The organism is Nocardioides sp. Z21_20, assembly GCF_059766585.1.
The window spans coordinates 135107-150294 of sequence record NZ_JCBAJX010000002.1 but is presented as its reverse complement, the minus strand read 5'-3'; the positions used below and the strand labels follow the sequence as shown (position 1 = coordinate 150294).

The following is a 15188-nucleotide window of genomic DNA, read 5'->3' as shown; positions in this document are numbered from 1 at the left end:
GGGCCTCAAGATCCGGCACCGCGGTACCGATGGCCTCAGGGCCAGCCGACGAACGCACCCGGGAGCATCGCCGTGCCACCTGCCACCCCCGCCTCAAGCCCCGCCTCCAGCCCCACCGGCGCGCTCGCCGCGCCGGACGCGCCGCTGGCCCGGCGCCTGCTGCAGCGCGGCGCGCTGGCCGGGCTGGCCGCGGCGGCCACGACGCCGCTGCTGCCCGCGCCGGCGGCCGGTGCGGCCGAGGACGCCCGGCGTGCGAGCGGCCACCGCAAACGCTGCCGGCACTTCCACCGCTGCCCCCGCCACCCCCGGCACACCTGCCGGCACCGGCACCGCTGCAAGCACCAGCACCACCGCGCGGCACCGGCGGCGCCCGCCACCCCAGCGCCCGCGCCCGCGCCGGCACCGGGTGCCGGGTCCACGCTCCCCACCGCCGAGGCGCTGCACCTGATCAACCGGTTCTCCTACGGCTTCACCCCGGCACTGCACGCCCGGGTCCGAGCCGCCGGCGGCCCCGCGGCGTGGTTCGAGGCTCAGCTCGACCCGGCCCGGATCAGCGACCCGGCCCAGGAGATGCAGCGCTGGTGGACCTCGATCGACCTGGACGCCACCACGATCGCGCAGCGCAACGTCGACGAGGTCGAGGCGGCCTGGGAGGCGACGGCGAACTACGCCCGCTGGTGTCTGCTGCGCCGCATCCGCTCCGAGCGGCAGGTGCTCGAGGTGATGACGGAGTTCTTCGAGCACCACCTGCACGTCCCGATCCACGACGACGCGGTCTTCCCGTTCCGCGCCGACTACGGCAAGACCATCCGCGCCCACGCGCTGGGCCGCTTCGACGAGATGCTGGTCGCCGCGATCACCCACCCGGCGATGGGGGTGTCGCTGGACAACTCCTCGTCGACCAAGCGGGCGCCCAACGAGAACCTGGGCCGCGAGCTGCTCGAGCTGCACACCGTCGGTCGGGGCCACCACACCGAGAACGACGTGAAGGCCTCCGCGCGCATCCTCACCGGCTACCGCGTCGACACCTGGCGCACCTGGCGCTCCTGGTACGACGCACCCAGCCACTGGACCGGCGCGGTGAAGGTCCTCGGCTTCAGCCACGCCAACACCGCCGCCGACGGCCGCCCCGTCGCCGCGGCCTACCTGACCTACCTGGCGCGTCATCCGCGCACCGCCGAGCGGCTGGCCCGCAAGCTCGCGGTGCGCTTCGTGGCCGACGAGCCGTCCGCGGCGCTGGTCACCGAGCTGGCGCGCGTCTACCTCGACGCCGGCACCGCGATCAAGCCGGTGCTGCGCGCCCTGGTGGCCAGCAAGGAGTTCCGCGCCTCGGCCGGGATGAAGGTGCGCACGCCCACCGACGACGTGGTCGCGACGTACCGGGCGCTGGGCACGAGCGTGAAGCGGCCCGTCTCCAGCAGCTCCGCGGCCAACCAGATCCTGTGGCAGACCTCCTCGATCGGGCAGATGCCCTTCGACTGGCCGCGAGCCGACGGCCAGCCGCAGACCAACCGGTCCTGGTCCTCGGCCTCGCGGCTGCTGGCCTCCTTCGACGTGCACTACTCGATGTCGGGGCAGTGGTGGCCCAGCAAGGAGATCGCCTACCCGACGCACCTCTCGCGCCTGCCGGCGAAGAGCCTGCGCTTCGACGCGCTGATCGAGCACCTCTCGCGCACGCTGCTCGGGCGCCCCGCCTCGGCCCGGATGGTGCGCTCGTGCTGCGAGGCGCTGTCGCTTCCCCGCGGCGAGACCATCACCGCCAGCCATCCGCTCGTGCGGTGGCGGATGCCGATCCTGCTGACGACCGTGCTCGACAGCCCCGAGCACATGCACCGATGAGGCCAGCGATGAGCGAGAACCCGACCCACGACTGCTGCGAGGACTACCGCGGCGCCTCCCGGCGCGGGTTCCTGCGCGGCGCCCTGACGTTGGGTGGCGCGGCGGCGCTCCACGGCAGCGTCGCCACCCACACGTCGTACGCCGCGGCCGGCAGCGCCGACCGGGTGATCGTGGTGCTCTCCCTGCGGGGCGCCGCGGACGGGCTGAGCCTGGTCGTCCCGCACGCCGACCCGGTCTACTACGCCGCGCGGCCCGCGATCAGCGTCGCCTCCGACCGGCTGCTGGCCAAGGACGCCATGTTCGGGCTGCACCCCAGCCTCGCTCCGCTGCTCCCGCTGTGGAAGGCCGGCAAGATGGCCGCCGTGCACGCCACCGGCCTGCCCGCTCCGAACCGCTCGCACTTCTCGGCGATGGAGGAGCTCGAGGACGCCGACCCCGGCTCCGAGGCCCGGGTCGGCTGGCTCAACCGGCTGGTCGGGCGCGATGGGACGGGCTCGCCGATCGAGGCGATCCAGATGGGCGGCGGGGTGCCGTCGATGGCGATCTCAGGTCCTCAGCCGGTCCTGGTCACCTCCGGGGTGGACAAGGTGCGCCTCGCCGGCTCCAACGGCGCCGCCGACCAGGCGGCGCGCCGCAAGGCGTTGGCCACGGCGTGGGCCGACACCCCCGGCGCTCTCGCCGACGGGGCCCGCGCGGCCCTCGACGTGGTCGCCGACTTCGCGCGGGTGCGGGCCACCGCCGACGTGCCCGCCCACGGCGCGGCGTACCCGGGCGGCGACCTGACCGACGCGCTGCGCGCCACCGCCCGCACCATCCGCGCCGACGTGGGGGCGGAGATCATCACCGTCGACCACGGCTCGTGGGACCACCACACCTGGATCGGCACCCCGACCAGCGGCAACCTGAAGAACATGGCCGACCAGCTCGCCGGCTCCGTGGCGGCGTTCTTCACCGACCTCGGGCCGCTGGCCGACCGGGTCACGCTGGTGACGGTCAGCGAGTTCGGCCGGCGCGTCGTGGAGAACGCGAACCAGGGCCTGGACCACGGGCACGGCAACGTGATGTTCCTGATCGGCGCCGGGGTGAAGGGCGGGCGCTACTACGGCACCTGGCCGGGGCTGGCCAATACCGCCGACGCCGACCTGCTGGTCACCACCGACTACCGCAGCGTGCTCAGCGAGGTCGTCGTCTCCCGCTTCGGCGCCTCCACCGCCCAGGTCTTCCCCGGCTTCCAGCCCGAGCAGGTCGGGGCGATGACCGCCCTCTGACCGCCCCACGCCCGCCCCGCGCCGCCCCGCCCCGCAGCCCACGCCCGCTTGTAACGCGGGGTTATCACCACTACCCCAGCGAAATAACGCTGAGGTAGTGGGCATAACCCCGCGTTACAGCCGGGGGCGGGGGGCGGGGGCGGCGACCGCGGGGAGGCGTCCGGACGGGTGGGGTGTCCGGAAGGGCGGGGCCGCATTCGTCACGTCCGCCATCCGCTGACAGAATGTGCACCGCCAGCGGACGGTCGACCGCACGAATGTCCACCTGGCTCGCCCCAGTAGCTCAGTGGATAGAGCAGCCGCCTCCTAAGCGAAAGGTCGCCAGTTCGACTCTGGCCTGGGGCACCACCCGGACACCTCGACCTCAGAGGATCTCGAAGCGCATCCCCGCGCGCTCCAGGCGCGCGGTGAGGTTGTCGCCCATCGCCTGCGCGGGCGTCACCTGGCCCGCGCTCGGCGGGTTGTCGTCCAGGGCCAGGCACAGCGCCGACTCGGCCAGCATCTTCGCGGTCTCGTCGTAGCCGGGGTCGCCGCCACTGACCCGGGTGTGCACGGTCTTGCCGCCGCCCTCGCCGACGAAGTCGACGCTGAACCACGACTTCGCGCGGCGCTCGGCGTCGGGGCCCTCGCCCTGCTTCATCCGGTCCAGCAGCAGGTTGCGCAGCGGCTTGACCTGCGCCGCGAGCCCGAGCGCGCCCACCCCCAGCGCCCCACCCGCCGCGAACGGCAGCGTCTTGGTGCCGACGTAGTGGGAGTAGCGGAACCGCGGGCCGTACGCCGCAAGCGCGGCGCCGCTGCGGGCCACCACGAGCGGGTCGATGGTGGGCAGCGGCAGCAGCCAGAAGCCCAGCTCCCGGTCACGCTGGGGCTTGCCGGCCACGGCCCGCGAGGAGCGCCCGGCAGGACCCTGCTCGGCCCGGCGCCGGGCCGAGGCGGCCGCCTTCATCTCCCGCGGCCGCGACATCGCCGTCATCGCCGAGTGGAAGGTCCCACCCGAGAACGTCGCGCCGGCACGGACCACGCCGCGCACCGTGATCGGCACGTCCTCGGGCAGCTGCTGCACGGTGAAGTAAGCGCCCAGGTCGTGCGGGATGGAGTCGAAGCCGCAGGCGTGCACGATCCGCGCGCCGCTGCGCTCGGCGGTCGCGTGGTGGGCCAGCCACATCCGGTCCACGAACTCCGGCTCGCCGGTCAGGTCGACGTAGTCGGTGCCGGCCTCCGCGCAGGCGGCGACCAGCGGCTCGCCGTGGGTCAGGTAGGGCCCCACGGTCGTGGCCACCACCCGGGTACGCCGCGCCAGGTCGGCCAGCGACGCCGCGTCGGTCACGTCGGCGGGCAGCAGCGGCAGCTCGGCGAGCCGGGGGTCGAGCTCGGCCAGGTCACGCCGGACCCCCTCCAGCTTGTCCGGGTTGCGTCCGGCCAGCGCCCAGCGCAGCCCGTCCGGGGCGTGGCGGGCCAGGTAGGCGGCGGTCAGGGCACCGGTGAAGCCGGTCGCCCCGAGAAGGACGATGTCGAAGTCGCGCTCGTCAGCCATGCGCCCCATCGTGACAGGCCACCACCAGCGGAACCGAGGTGTCTCGGCGCGCGTCCCACCCCACGACCCGAGATCCCTGCGACCAGGAGCGCCCCATGGACCACGAGCGCGACCCCCTCCCCCGGCGTCCCCGCGGACGCGGACGTGGACGCGTGCGCCTCGTCGGCCTCGTCGCGCTGGGCCTCGGCGGCGCCTTCGCCGCCGGGGCGATCGTCGGTCCCACCGGCGGAGCCGACGGCCCGGCCGGCCGCGACCCGGGCGCGGCGGGCGCGGGCGACCCGTCGCCGGCCGCCTACGACGCGGGCGCCGGCTGGCGCGCGCAGCCGAGCGGCGCGCTCACCGCGGCGCGCTCGTGCGACGACGTGCTGACGGCGTACGTGGAGCGTGCGGTGGACCTGGTCGGCCCGTGGGGCTGGGAGCAGTCCAGCGGCTACCTCGAGCAGGGCTGGGCCGCCGACACCGCGCTCAGCTCCCGCGCCGCCGCGCCCGCCCCGACGATGCAGAAGAGCACCTCCAGCGCCACCGGCACCAACGTCCAGGAGCAGGGCGTCGACGAGCCCGACCTGGCCAAGACCGACGGCGAGCTGCTGGTCCGTGTCGAGGACGACCGGTTGGTGACCTACGACGTCTCCGGCGAAAGCGTCCGTCCGCTCGCCCGGCTGGCGCTGCGCGACGTGCAGGGCGCCGAGGTGCTGCTGGTCGGCGACGAGGCGCTGGTCGTCGGCGCCGACGAGGGCAGCCCCTGGGACGTGCCGCGGACCCGCACCCTGCGGGTGGACCTCTCGGACCCGGCCGCGCCGGCGATCGTCGACGAGCGGCTCTACGCCAGCGCCCTGGTCGAGGCCCGTCAGCACGGCGAGGTGGTCCGGCTGGTGCTGCAGAGCGGCCTGCCGCAGCTCGACTTCGTCGGGCCCGGGCGCGCGCGCACCCGGCTGCAGGCCCTGCGCCGCAACCAGCAGGTGGTGCGCTCCACCACGATCGACGACTGGCTGCCCACGGTGACCGTCGAGGAGGGCCAGGGCGCGGCCCGCACCGAGCTGTTGGCGCAGTGCCCGGACATCGGGCTGCCCACCGACGGCGGGCTGGGCACGCTGGCGGTGGTCGCGGTCGACCTCGCCGAGTCCCCCGACGCGCCGGGCTCGGCCACCGCGCTCGCCACCGACAGCTCGGTGGCCTACGTGGCCGCGGACCGGATCTTCGTGGCCACCGGGCAGTGGCCGTGGTTCGGCTGGGACAGCGTCGTGCGCCGCCACCGCGACGAGGACGAGGGCGTGACCCACGTGCACGCGTTCACCCTCGACGGCGTCCGCACGTCGTACGTCGCCTCCGGCGAGGTGGACGGGGCCGTCGCCGACCGGTGGGCGATGGACTTCCACGACGGCACCCTGCGCCTGGCGCTGGGACGCAGCGCCGCGACCGGGAACTTCAACTCCGTCGTCACGCTCACCGAGCGCGACGGCGAGCTGGTCGAGGCCGGCCGGCTGGACCGGCTCGGCGTGGACGAGGACATCCAGTCCGTGCGCTGGTTCGCCGACCTGGCCGTGCTGGTCACCTACCGCCAGATCGACCCGCTCTACGCGGTCGACCTGAGCGACGTCGCGCAGCCGCGCACGCTGGGCGAGCTGAAGATGCCCGGCTTCTCCGACTACCTGCACCCGCTCGGCCCGCACCGGATGATCGGGATGGGCGTCGCCGGGGACGCCACCGGCCGGACCCGGGGCGCCCAGGCGGCGCTGTTCAACCTCACCGACCTGAGCAGCCCGCGCCGCGTCTCGCAGGTGGAGTACGGCGCGCGGTCGCGAGCCCTGGCCGGCGAGGACCCGCGCCAGTTCGTCTGGCTCCCCGAGAGCCGCACCGCGCTGACCGTGGTGGCCCGGGGCTGGGCCAACCCGACCGGGTGGGTCTCGGTGCTGCGCCCGCGCCAGGGGTCGCTGGGCCACCGGATGGTCGAGGTGGAGCACGGCCACGACGTCGCGCGGGTCCGGCTGCTGCCGCTGCCCGACGGGCGGGTGCTGCTGGTCACCGGCGACGACGCACGCTTCTTCGAGGCCTGAGCGCGGCGTACGCTCGAGCGCATGTGCCGAAACATCCGCACGCTCCACAACTTCGAGCCGCCCGCGACCCACGACGAGGTCGCGGCCGCCGCCCTGCAGTACGTGCGCAAGGTGAGCGGCACGACCAAGCCGTCCCAGGCCAACCAGGCGGCGTTCGACGCCGCCGTCGCCGACGTCACCGCGGCCACCCACCGGATGCTGGAGCAGCTGGTCAGCGCCGCGCCCCCCAAGGACCGGGCCGTCGAGGCCGAGAAGGCCCGGGCTCGGGCCGCCCTGCGCTACGGACGATGACCCTCACCCCCACCGAACGGCGCGCCGACGTCCTCGAGCCCGCCCTGGACCTGCTCGCCGAGCGGCCCCTGGTGCTGCTCACCGGAGCCGGGCTCAGCACCGACTCCGGGATCCCCGACTACCGCGGGCCCCAGGCCCCGGCCCGGCGCCCGATGACCTACCAGGAGTTCGTCTCGGGTCCCGACGCGCGGCGACGCTACTGGGCCCGCAGCCACGTCGGCTGGACCCGGATGCGCCGCGCCGAGCCCAACCCCGGACACCACGCGGCCGCCCGGCTGGCGCCCGAGCTGCTGATCACCCAGAACGTCGACGGCCTGCACGAGCGCGCCGGCACGCCGCGGCTGGTGGCGCTGCACGGGCGCATCGGCGACGTCGTCTGCCTGAGCTGCCGGGCGGTCACCGCCCGCGCGGCGCTGCAGGAGCGGCTCGCCGTGCTCAACCCGGGCTACGCCGAGCAGCACGCGGCGGTCGAGGTGCGCCCCGACGGGGACGTCGACCTCGACGACACCGCCGGCTTCGTGGTGCCGGACTGCGCCTGCGGAGGGTTGCTCAAGCCCGATGTGGTCTTCTTCGGCGAGAACGTCCCGGCACCCCGCGTGCAACGCTGCTTCGACGCCGTCGACGCGCTCACCGTCGCCGGCGGGGCGCTGGTCTGCGTGGGCACGTCGCTGAGCGTGATGAGCGGCCTGCGGTTCGTCCGGCGCGCGGCCAAGGCGGATGTGCCGGTGGTGATCGCCAACCGTGGCGCCACCCGCGGCGACGAGCTCGCGACGTACGCCGTGGAGACGGGGTGCAGCGAGTTCCTCGCCGAGCTGATGGCCCGGCGCGGCTAGCGCACGGTCGGGCTCAGGCGCCCATCAGGATGCGGGCGAGCGGGTCGAGCCGCCCCTCGTCGGTACGGCGCAGCCGGCGCAGCTCCTCGAGCAGGTCGACTACGTCGTCCACCTCGACCCGGCCGGCCGGGCGGTCGTCGGCCTCCTGCTCGGCGCCGGGCTCTGCCAGCGGCGCGCCGAGCACCATCCGGTAGCGGGTGTCGGTCGCGGTGAACTCCAGCTCAGCCACCTCGGCCGCACGGCACCGGCCGTCCTCGTCGCGCAGGACGACGACCTCGCCGAGCTCCAGCCCGCGGGTCAGGGTCGTGGCGACGTGGCTGACGATGACCTCGCCTCGGCCGCGCGTGAGCCGGTGCGGCACGTCGATGAGCTCCATGGGGTGTGCCTCAGAGGCGACGCACGAAGATGTGGTCGGCCGCCTCGAGCACGATCTCGGCGCTCTCGCCGCCGGAGCCGAGCAGCACCCCGTCCGGGGTGGCGACGATCGACACGGTCTGGTCGGGCACCGCACCGACGCGGCGAAGCGCAGCCATCAGCACCTCGTCCTTCTGCATCTCCTCGGAGATGCGGCGGATCAGCACCCGGGAGTCCTCGCCGGTGGCGGCCTTCGAGAGCGGCTCGACGCCGGTCATGAAGTCCTCGCCCACGCCGGACTGGCCGAGCTCGTCCAGGCCCGGGATCGGGTTCCCGTAGGGCGAGGACGTGGGGTGGTCGAGCAGCTCGATCAGCCGGCGCTCGACGGTCTCGGACATCACGTGCTCCCAGCGGCAGGCCTCGGCGTGGACCAGCTCCCAGTCCAGGCCGATCACGTCGGTGAGCAGGCGCTCGGCGAGCCGGTGCTTGCGCATCACCCGCGTGGCGAGCCGCAGGCCCTCGTCGGTGAGCTCGATGTGACGGTCGCCCTCGACCGTCAGCAGGCCGTCGCGCTCCATCCGCGCCACGGTCTGGGAGACGGTGGGACCGGACTGGTGCAGCCGCTCGGCGATCCGCGCTCGCAGCGGAACGATCCCCTCCTCGACCAGCTCGTAGACGGTCCGGAGGTACATCTCTGTGGTGTCGATCAGGTCGCTCACTCCTCCATTCTTACGCACTTCGCGTGCAGGCTGGCATCGTGGAAGTCGATGACACCCTCCGCTGAGGCCCCCGAGAACGCCCCGTCCCCGCCTGAGGAGCGTGGTCACGGCGCGGCTGCGCGGGGGGTGGCATGGTTTCGACGAGACCTTCGTCTCGCCGACAATCCGGCCCTGCTCGACGCCCTGGTCGGCGAGGGCGCGCTGGCGCTGTTCGTGCTGGACCCGGTGCTCTGGGAGGCCGCCGGAGCTCCCCGGCGCGCCTATCTGGCGGCCTCGCTGCGGGCCCTGGACGCCGACCTGCGCGCCCGAGGCGGGGCCCTGTGCGTGCGGCGCGGCGACCCGGTGCGCGAGGTGCCCGCGGCGGCGCGTGCGGTAGGCGCGGGGCGGGTCCACGTCGCCGCCGACTTCGGTCCGTACGGCGCGGCGCGCGACGCCGCGGTCGCGCGGGCGCTGGCGGCCGACGACGTCGAGCTGGTCCGCACCGGCTCGCCGTACGCGGTGGCGCCCGGGCGGCTGCGCTCGGGCGCGGGGACGCCGTTCCGGGTCTACACGCCGTTCGCCAGGGCGTGGGCCGCGCACGGCTGGCGGGCCCCCGTCCAGGCACCCGCCGACGTCGGCTGGCTGTCGTTGGAGGGCGAGCCGATCCCCGATCCGCCGGTGCCGGCGGGCCTGACGCTCCCCCGCGCCGGGGAGGCGGCCGCCCAGCAGCGCTGGCGCGACTTCCTCGACGAGGCGGTCACCGGCTACGACACCGCGCGCGACGTCCCCGGCCACGACGGCAGCTCACGGATGTCGGCGCACCTGAAGTGGGGCGAGATCCACCCCCGGACCATGCTCGCCGATCTGGCCGGGCTGCCCGGCGGCGGTGGGGCGGCGGCGGCGACGTACCGCCGGGAGCTGGCCTGGCGCGAGTTCTACGCCGACGTCCTGCACGCCCGCCCCGAGACCGCCCGCGAGCCGTTGCGCGCGGAGTTCGCCCGGATGCAGTGGGACGAGCCGGCCGGTGACCTGGACGCGTGGCGCGAGGGGCGTACGGGCTTCCCGATCGTCGACGCCGGGATGCGTCAGCTGCGGGCCACGGGCTGGATGCACAACCGGGTCCGGATGATCGTGGCGAGCTTCCTGGTCAAGGACCTGCACCTGCACTGGCGTCACGGAGCGCGCCACTTCATGCAGTGGCTCGTGGATGCCGACCTCGCCTCGAACCAGCACAACTGGCAGTGGGTGGCCGGCTCCGGGACCGACGCGTCGCCGTTCTTCCGGGTGTTCAACCCGACGACCCAGGCGCGGGCGTTCGACCCCGACGCCCGCTACGTGCGGCGGTGGGTGCCCGAGCTGCGCGAGGCCGCCGACCCGCACGCCCCGGCCGGGGTGCCGGGATATCCGGCTCCGCTGGTGGACCATGCCGAGGAGCGGCGCGAGGCGCTGAGGCGATGGGAGAGGATCCGCACGTGAGTGAGCACCCACCCCAGGAGAGCACCCTGGTCGTCCCCGGCCGCTTCTGCGGCCCGCCCGGCTCGGGCAACGGTGGCTGGACGTCGGGCGCGCTGGCCGCGCTGGTGCCGGCCGCGGCCCGGGCACGGCGCCGGGGCGACGCCTGGCCGGCGGTCGAGGTGACGCTGCGCCGGCCGCCGCCGCTGGACGTGGCGATGACGGTGACGACGCGCGGCGGGGCGGCAGGCGGCGGACCGGCAGGCGGCGGGCCGGCAGGCGCTGAGGACGAGCCCACGCTCGCCTCCGACGGCGAGCAGCTGGTCGCCGAGGCCCGGCTCGCCGGTCACGACCCGCTCCCGGTGGAGCCGGTCACGCCCGAGGAGGCGCGGGCCGCGCAGGCCGGCTTCCCCGGGTTCACCCGGCACCCCTTCCCGGGCTGCTTCTCGTGCGGTCCGGAGCGGGCCGAGGGCGACGGGCTGCGGATCTTCCCCGGCCCGGTGGCGAGTCACGCCGGTGCCCGGCAGGTCGAGGGCGGCATCCGGTGGGCGGCGCTCTGGCGCCCGTTGGGAGGTGCGGTCCAGGACCAGCACGCCCACCTCGACGAGCATCCCCGTTCCTCGCTGGCCGTCACCTGGGCCGCGCTGGACTGCGTGAGCGGCTGGGCCGGGGGCATCGCCGAACGGGTGATGGTGCTCGGCCGGATGACCGCCGAGGTGGACGCGCTGCCGGTGCTGGGCGAGCCGCACGTCGTGGTCGGCGAGGCCCGGGGCACCGAGGGGCGCCGTACCGCGACGGCGAGCACCCTCTACGACCCCGATGGGCGGGTGGTGGCGCGGGCCGAGCAGGTGTGGATCGAGGTGGACGCGGCAGTGTTCGCCGCACGCTGACCGGGTGCGGTGGGGTTGACGCGGTTTGGGAGACTGGGCGGCATGGCTGATTTGAACGATCCAACCGCTCCGTGGTGGAAGCACGCGGTCTGCTACCAGATCTACGTGCGCAGCTTCGCCGACTCCGACGGCGACGGCCTGGGCGACCTGCCGGGGATCACGGCGCGGTTGCCCCACCTGGCCGACCTGGGTGTCGACGCGCTGTGGATCACGCCGTTCTACCCCTCGCCGCAGCTCGACCACGGCTACGACGTCGCCGACTACACCGATGTCGACCCGCGCTTCGGGACGCTGGCCGACCTCGACGCCCTGGTCGAGCGCGCCCACGAGCTGGGCCTGCGCGCGATCATCGACCTGGTCCCCAACCACACCTCGGCCGAGCACCCGTGGTTCCGCGCGGCGCTGGCCGCGGAGCCCGGCAGCCCCGAACGTGCGCGCTACGTCTTCCGCGAGGGCCGGGGCCCCGGCGGCGACGAGCCGCCCAACAACTGGCAGTCGGTCTTCGGCGGCTCCGCGTGGACCCGGGCCGCGGACGGGCAGTGGTACCTGCACCTCTTCGACTCCAGCCAGCCCGACCTCGACTGGCGCAACCCCGAGGTCGGCGACATGTTCGAGCAGGTACTGCGCTTCTGGCTCGACCGGGGCGTCGACGGCTTCCGCATCGACGTGGCGCACGGATTGTTCAAGGAGGAGAGCCTGCGCGACCAGGTCGTGCCCGCCGACGTCGAGGTCCCCGGCACCGCGCTGCCGGAGTCGATGGTCGAGCGCGTGGTGAGCGACGAGCCGATGTGGGACCAGCCGGAGGTGCACGAGGTGTACCGGCGCTGGCGGCGCGTGCTCGAGGAGTACGACGGGGACCGGATGGCGGTCGGCGAGGCGTGGACGGCCACCTCGGAGTCGATGGCCCGGTTCGTGCGGCCCGACGAGCTGCACCAGACGTTCAACTTCCACTGGCTGCTGGCGCCGTGGTCGGCCGCCGCGTTCGCCGACGTCATCCGCGCCACGCTCGCCGAGACCGCCGCCGTGGGCGCCTCGCCCACCTGGGTGCTGAGCAACCACGACGTGGTCCGGCACGCCACCCGGTACGGCGGGGGCCGGGCCGGGCGGGCCCGCGCCCGGGCCGCGACGATGGCGATGCTGGCGCTGCCCGGCTCTGCCTACGTCTACCAGGGTGAGGAGCTCGGCCTGGAGCAGGTCGACGTCGCGCCCGATCACCGCCAGGACCCCAGCTGGCTGCGCACCGGAGAGGTCGGCCGCGACGGCTGCCGGGTGCCGATCCCGTGGTCGGGCGAGCGCCCGCCGTACGGCTTCTCCCCCGGCACCGAGCAGCCGTGGATCCCCCAGCCCGACGACTGGTCGGCACTCAGCGTGGAGGCCCAGCACGGTGACGAGACCTCCACGCTGGAGTTCTACCGTCGCGCCCTCGCCGTACGCCGGACCTTCGCCACCAGCGCGGGCGACGACGTCGCCCTCCTCGACCTGGGTGAGGACGTGCTGGCCTTCGCGCGCGGCGACCTGCTCTGCGTGGTCAACTGCGGCTCCGAACGCCTCGACCTGCCCCCCGGCGAGCTCCTGCTGTGCAGCGGCGAGACCCCCGGCGCCCCGGACACGGCCGTCTGGTTGCGCACCGCTCAGCGCTGAGCGGGGGGCTGGCGTCGAGGGGCGTCGGGGACGTCGATTGGTCACAGACAGCATGCCGCGGCGCCGATTTCCCTCCGTTGGGGACCAAACGGCGAGGGTGAGTACGGCGCCGGGGCGAGGGTCAGACGCCCCAGGTGGCGTTGTAGCGGGCCAGCGCCGAGGAGAGGTCCCGCAGCTCCTCCAGCGACCACTCGTCCATCCGGTCGCGGAACCGGTCGTGACGCGCGTGGCGCAGCTCGTTCATCCGCTCCCGGCCCTCCGGGGTGAGGCCGACGAGGTAGGCCCGACCGTCGTCGGGGTCGGGGTGCCGGGACACCAGGCCGAGCTCGATGACCTCGTTGACCGCCCGGCTCAGCGCCCCCTTCTCACAGCCGATCCGCTGGCCGATCTCACCCTGCCTAAGCTCGCCGCCGTACGCCAGCGCCTCCAGCACGGCGTAGCTGACCACTCCCAGTCCGGGCGAGATGTCATGGGCCTGCTGGGCGACCTTGCGACGCAGGCGCCGCCCGAGCAGCCACATCTGCGTCTCGACGGCGCGGAGCTCCTCGTTGCGCCGATCGCGTGCCTGCGCGTCGGCGGGCGTCACCGACTCCTCCTCGACGGGCTCCGCCTCGAGGCCGCTCACGGGCTCTTCTTCAGCTCGTCCTCGCGGTGGATGGTGGTGCGCAACGGAACCTCCTTGAGGAAGAGCACGCACACCAGGCCGGCCACGGCGAAGGGCACCGCGATGAGGAACAGGTGCGCCGTACCGTCGGCGTACGCCGCCTCGAAGACCGCCCGTACGGCGGGCGGCAGCGTGTCCATGTCCGGGACCGTGTTCGCGCTTCCCTCCAGCTCGATCGGCTTGCCGGTGCGCCGAGCCAGCTCGGCCAGGCCACTCTGCACGCCGTCGACCACCTGGTGGCTCAGTGCGGCACCCAGCGCGGCGACACCCGCGGAGCCACCCAGCGAGCGGAAGAACGCGACCAGGGAGCTGACCGCGCCCATCTCGCTCTGCGCGGCGGTGTTCTGCACGGCGAGGACGAGGTTCTGCTGGGTGGCACCGATGCCGACCCCCAGCAGGGCCATGTAGATGCCCACCGCGACGAGCGAGGTCGTCGCGTCGATGGTCGCGAGCAGGGAGAGACCGCCGATGACGAAGACCATCCCGCCGATCAGGTAGCGCTTCCACAGCCCGGAGCTCGAGATGAGCCGGCCGGTGGCGATGCTCGAGAGGAGCAGACCCCCGACCATCGCGATCGTCATCAGGCCGGCCTCGGTCGGGGTCATCCCCCGCGCGGTCTGGAAGTACTGCGAGAGGTAGACCGTGGAGCCGAACATCGCGATGCCGATCATCACCGAGGCGAGGGTGGCCAGCGCGACCGTGCGGTCACGGAAGAGTCGCAGCGGGATGATCGGCTCCGCGACCTTGGCCTCCACCAGGCCGGCGAGCGCGATCAGCAGCAGGCCGCCGCCGACCAGTGCCGCGGTCTCCTTCGAGACCCACTCGAACTCGTGGCCGGCCAAGGAGACCCAGGCCAGCAGCAGGGAGACACCGCCGGCGATCAGCAGCGCGCCGAGGTAGTCGACCTTGACCTCACGCTTGATCGTGGGCAGGCGCAGCGTCTTCTGCAGCACCAGGAAGGCCACCACCGCGACGGGAATGCCGACGAAGAAGCACCAGCGCCAGCCCAGGAAGGACGTATCGACGATGACGCCGCCGATCAGCGGCCCGGAGACCGTGGCCACGGCGAAGACCGCGCCGATGTAGCCCGAGTAGCGACCGCGCTCGCGCGGCGAGACGATCGAGGCGATGACCACCTGGACGAGGGCGGTCAGACCGCCCACGCCGAGACCCTGGACCGCGCGGGCCGCGATCAGCTCGCTCATGCTTCCGGCGAGCCCGGCCCACAGCGATCCGGCGGTGAAGATGACCAGGCCGGCCTGCACCAGCATCTTCTTGTTGAAGAGGTCCGCGAGCTTGCCCCACACCGGCGTCGAGGCGGTCATCGTCAGCAGCGTGGCCACGACGACCCAGGTGTAGCCCGACTCCGTGCCCTCGAGCTCGGTGACGATGCGTGGCAGCGCGTTGGAGACGACCGTCGAGGAGAGCATCGCGACGAACATCGCGAGCAGGAGGCCGGAGAGCGCCTCGAGCACCTCGCGGTGGGTCATCGCGGGAGCAGCGGCGGTGTCGACCGGCGCGCTGTCAGTGGGCGGCGTCGCCTCAGCGCGGGTCACGCTGTCGGAGCGGGTGGAGTCTGCCAAGGGATGACCTTCGGTTCGTGGAGTCGGGGTTCTCCTCCACGATACGCTCGATTGGTTGCTTTAAACAACTAAGTGTCGGTGTGACGT

13 protein-coding genes and 1 tRNA gene are annotated in these 15188 nt (G+C 74.0%); 9 read left to right on the top strand and 5 right to left on the bottom strand.

Annotation, left to right across the window (positions count from 1 at the left end; translation table 11 throughout):
- Positions 1 to 72 precede the first annotated feature (72 nt).
- From AC6EH9_RS04320 to AC6EH9_RS04310, 3 genes are all read left to right on the top strand, one after another.
- Entirely contained in the window at positions 73 to 1839 is a 1767-nt protein-coding gene (locus AC6EH9_RS04320; protein ID WP_498420911.1) for a DUF1800 domain-containing protein, read from the top strand.
- Positions 1840 to 1847: 8 nt separating this feature from the next.
- On the top strand, positions 1848 to 3107 hold the full coding sequence (locus tag AC6EH9_RS04315) for a DUF1501 domain-containing protein (protein WP_498420909.1): 1260 nt from the start codon (positions 1848 to 1850) through the stop codon (positions 3105 to 3107).
- Between the two features lie 272 nt (positions 3108 to 3379).
- A tRNA-Arg gene (locus AC6EH9_RS04310) sits at positions 3380 to 3455 on the top strand.
- Between the two features lie 16 nt (positions 3456 to 3471).
- On the opposite strand, the gene AC6EH9_RS04305 is transcribed toward AC6EH9_RS04310, so the two are convergent.
- Complete coding sequence (locus AC6EH9_RS04305) at positions 3472 to 4641, bottom strand: saccharopine dehydrogenase family protein (protein ID WP_498420907.1); 1170 nt, start codon at positions 4639 to 4641, stop codon at positions 3472 to 3474.
- Between the two features lie 95 nt (positions 4642 to 4736).
- Here AC6EH9_RS04305 and AC6EH9_RS04300 point away from each other — a divergent pair, with 95 nt between their 5' ends.
- Genes AC6EH9_RS04300 through AC6EH9_RS04290 form a run of 3 tightly spaced genes read left to right on the top strand, consistent with a single transcriptional unit; the run spans position 4737 to position 7819 of the window.
- Entirely contained in the window at positions 4737 to 6695 is a 1959-nt protein-coding gene (locus AC6EH9_RS04300) for a beta-propeller domain-containing protein (RefSeq protein ID WP_498420905.1), read from the top strand.
- Positions 6696 to 6716: 21 nt separating this feature from the next.
- Positions 6717 to 6986: a DUF2277 domain-containing protein gene (locus AC6EH9_RS04295; RefSeq protein ID WP_498420904.1), complete on the top strand. Its 270-nt coding sequence runs from the start codon at positions 6717 to 6719 to the stop codon at positions 6984 to 6986.
- A complete protein-coding gene (locus AC6EH9_RS04290; protein WP_498420901.1) occupies positions 6983 to 7819 on the top strand; it encodes a Sir2 family NAD-dependent protein deacetylase in 837 nt (278 codons plus the stop codon). The genes AC6EH9_RS04295 and AC6EH9_RS04290 overlap by 4 nt, the downstream gene beginning before the upstream one ends.
- Positions 7820 to 7832: 13 nt before the next feature.
- Here AC6EH9_RS04290 and AC6EH9_RS04285 read toward each other — a convergent pair whose 3' ends face one another.
- Both AC6EH9_RS04285 and AC6EH9_RS04280 read right to left on the bottom strand, forming a co-directional pair.
- The gene (locus tag AC6EH9_RS04285; RefSeq protein ID WP_498420898.1) at positions 7833 to 8195 is read right to left on the bottom strand and encodes a hypothetical protein; all 363 of its coding nucleotides are present in this window, start codon (positions 8193 to 8195) and stop codon (positions 7833 to 7835) included.
- A 10-nt stretch (positions 8196 to 8205) separates the two neighbouring features.
- Positions 8206 to 8892 (bottom strand): iron-dependent transcriptional repressor DtxR, encoded by a 687-nt coding sequence (locus tag AC6EH9_RS04280; RefSeq protein ID WP_498420896.1) that lies wholly within the window; start codon positions 8890 to 8892, stop codon positions 8206 to 8208.
- A gap of 48 nt (positions 8893 to 8940) precedes the next feature.
- Between AC6EH9_RS04280 and AC6EH9_RS04275 the strand changes: the two genes are divergently transcribed.
- The 3 genes from AC6EH9_RS04275 to AC6EH9_RS04265 are packed head-to-tail and all read left to right on the top strand — an operon-like array spanning position 8941 to position 12854.
- Positions 8941 to 10347, top strand: coding sequence for a cryptochrome/photolyase family protein (locus tag AC6EH9_RS04275; RefSeq protein ID WP_498420894.1), 1407 nt, complete (start codon positions 8941 to 8943; stop codon positions 10345 to 10347).
- Positions 10344 to 11213: a hypothetical protein gene (locus AC6EH9_RS04270; RefSeq protein ID WP_498420891.1), complete on the top strand. Its 870-nt coding sequence runs from the start codon at positions 10344 to 10346 to the stop codon at positions 11211 to 11213. Before AC6EH9_RS04275 ends, AC6EH9_RS04270 begins: the two co-directional genes overlap by 4 nt.
- A 42-nt stretch (positions 11214 to 11255) precedes the next feature.
- Positions 11256 to 12854, top strand: coding sequence for a glycoside hydrolase family 13 protein (locus AC6EH9_RS04265; protein WP_498420889.1), 1599 nt, complete (start codon positions 11256 to 11258; stop codon positions 12852 to 12854).
- A gap of 121 nt (positions 12855 to 12975) precedes the next feature.
- Here the strand turns inward: AC6EH9_RS04265 and AC6EH9_RS04260 are convergent, their stop codons facing one another.
- On the bottom strand, positions 12976 to 13479 hold the full coding sequence (locus AC6EH9_RS04260) for a MarR family winged helix-turn-helix transcriptional regulator (RefSeq protein ID WP_498420887.1): 504 nt from the start codon (positions 13477 to 13479) through the stop codon (positions 12976 to 12978).
- A complete protein-coding gene (locus AC6EH9_RS04255; RefSeq protein ID WP_498420886.1) occupies positions 13476 to 15101 on the bottom strand; it encodes an MDR family MFS transporter in 1626 nt (541 codons plus the stop codon). The genes AC6EH9_RS04260 and AC6EH9_RS04255 overlap by 4 nt, the downstream gene beginning before the upstream one ends.
- Positions 15102 to 15188: the final 87 nt, after the last annotated feature.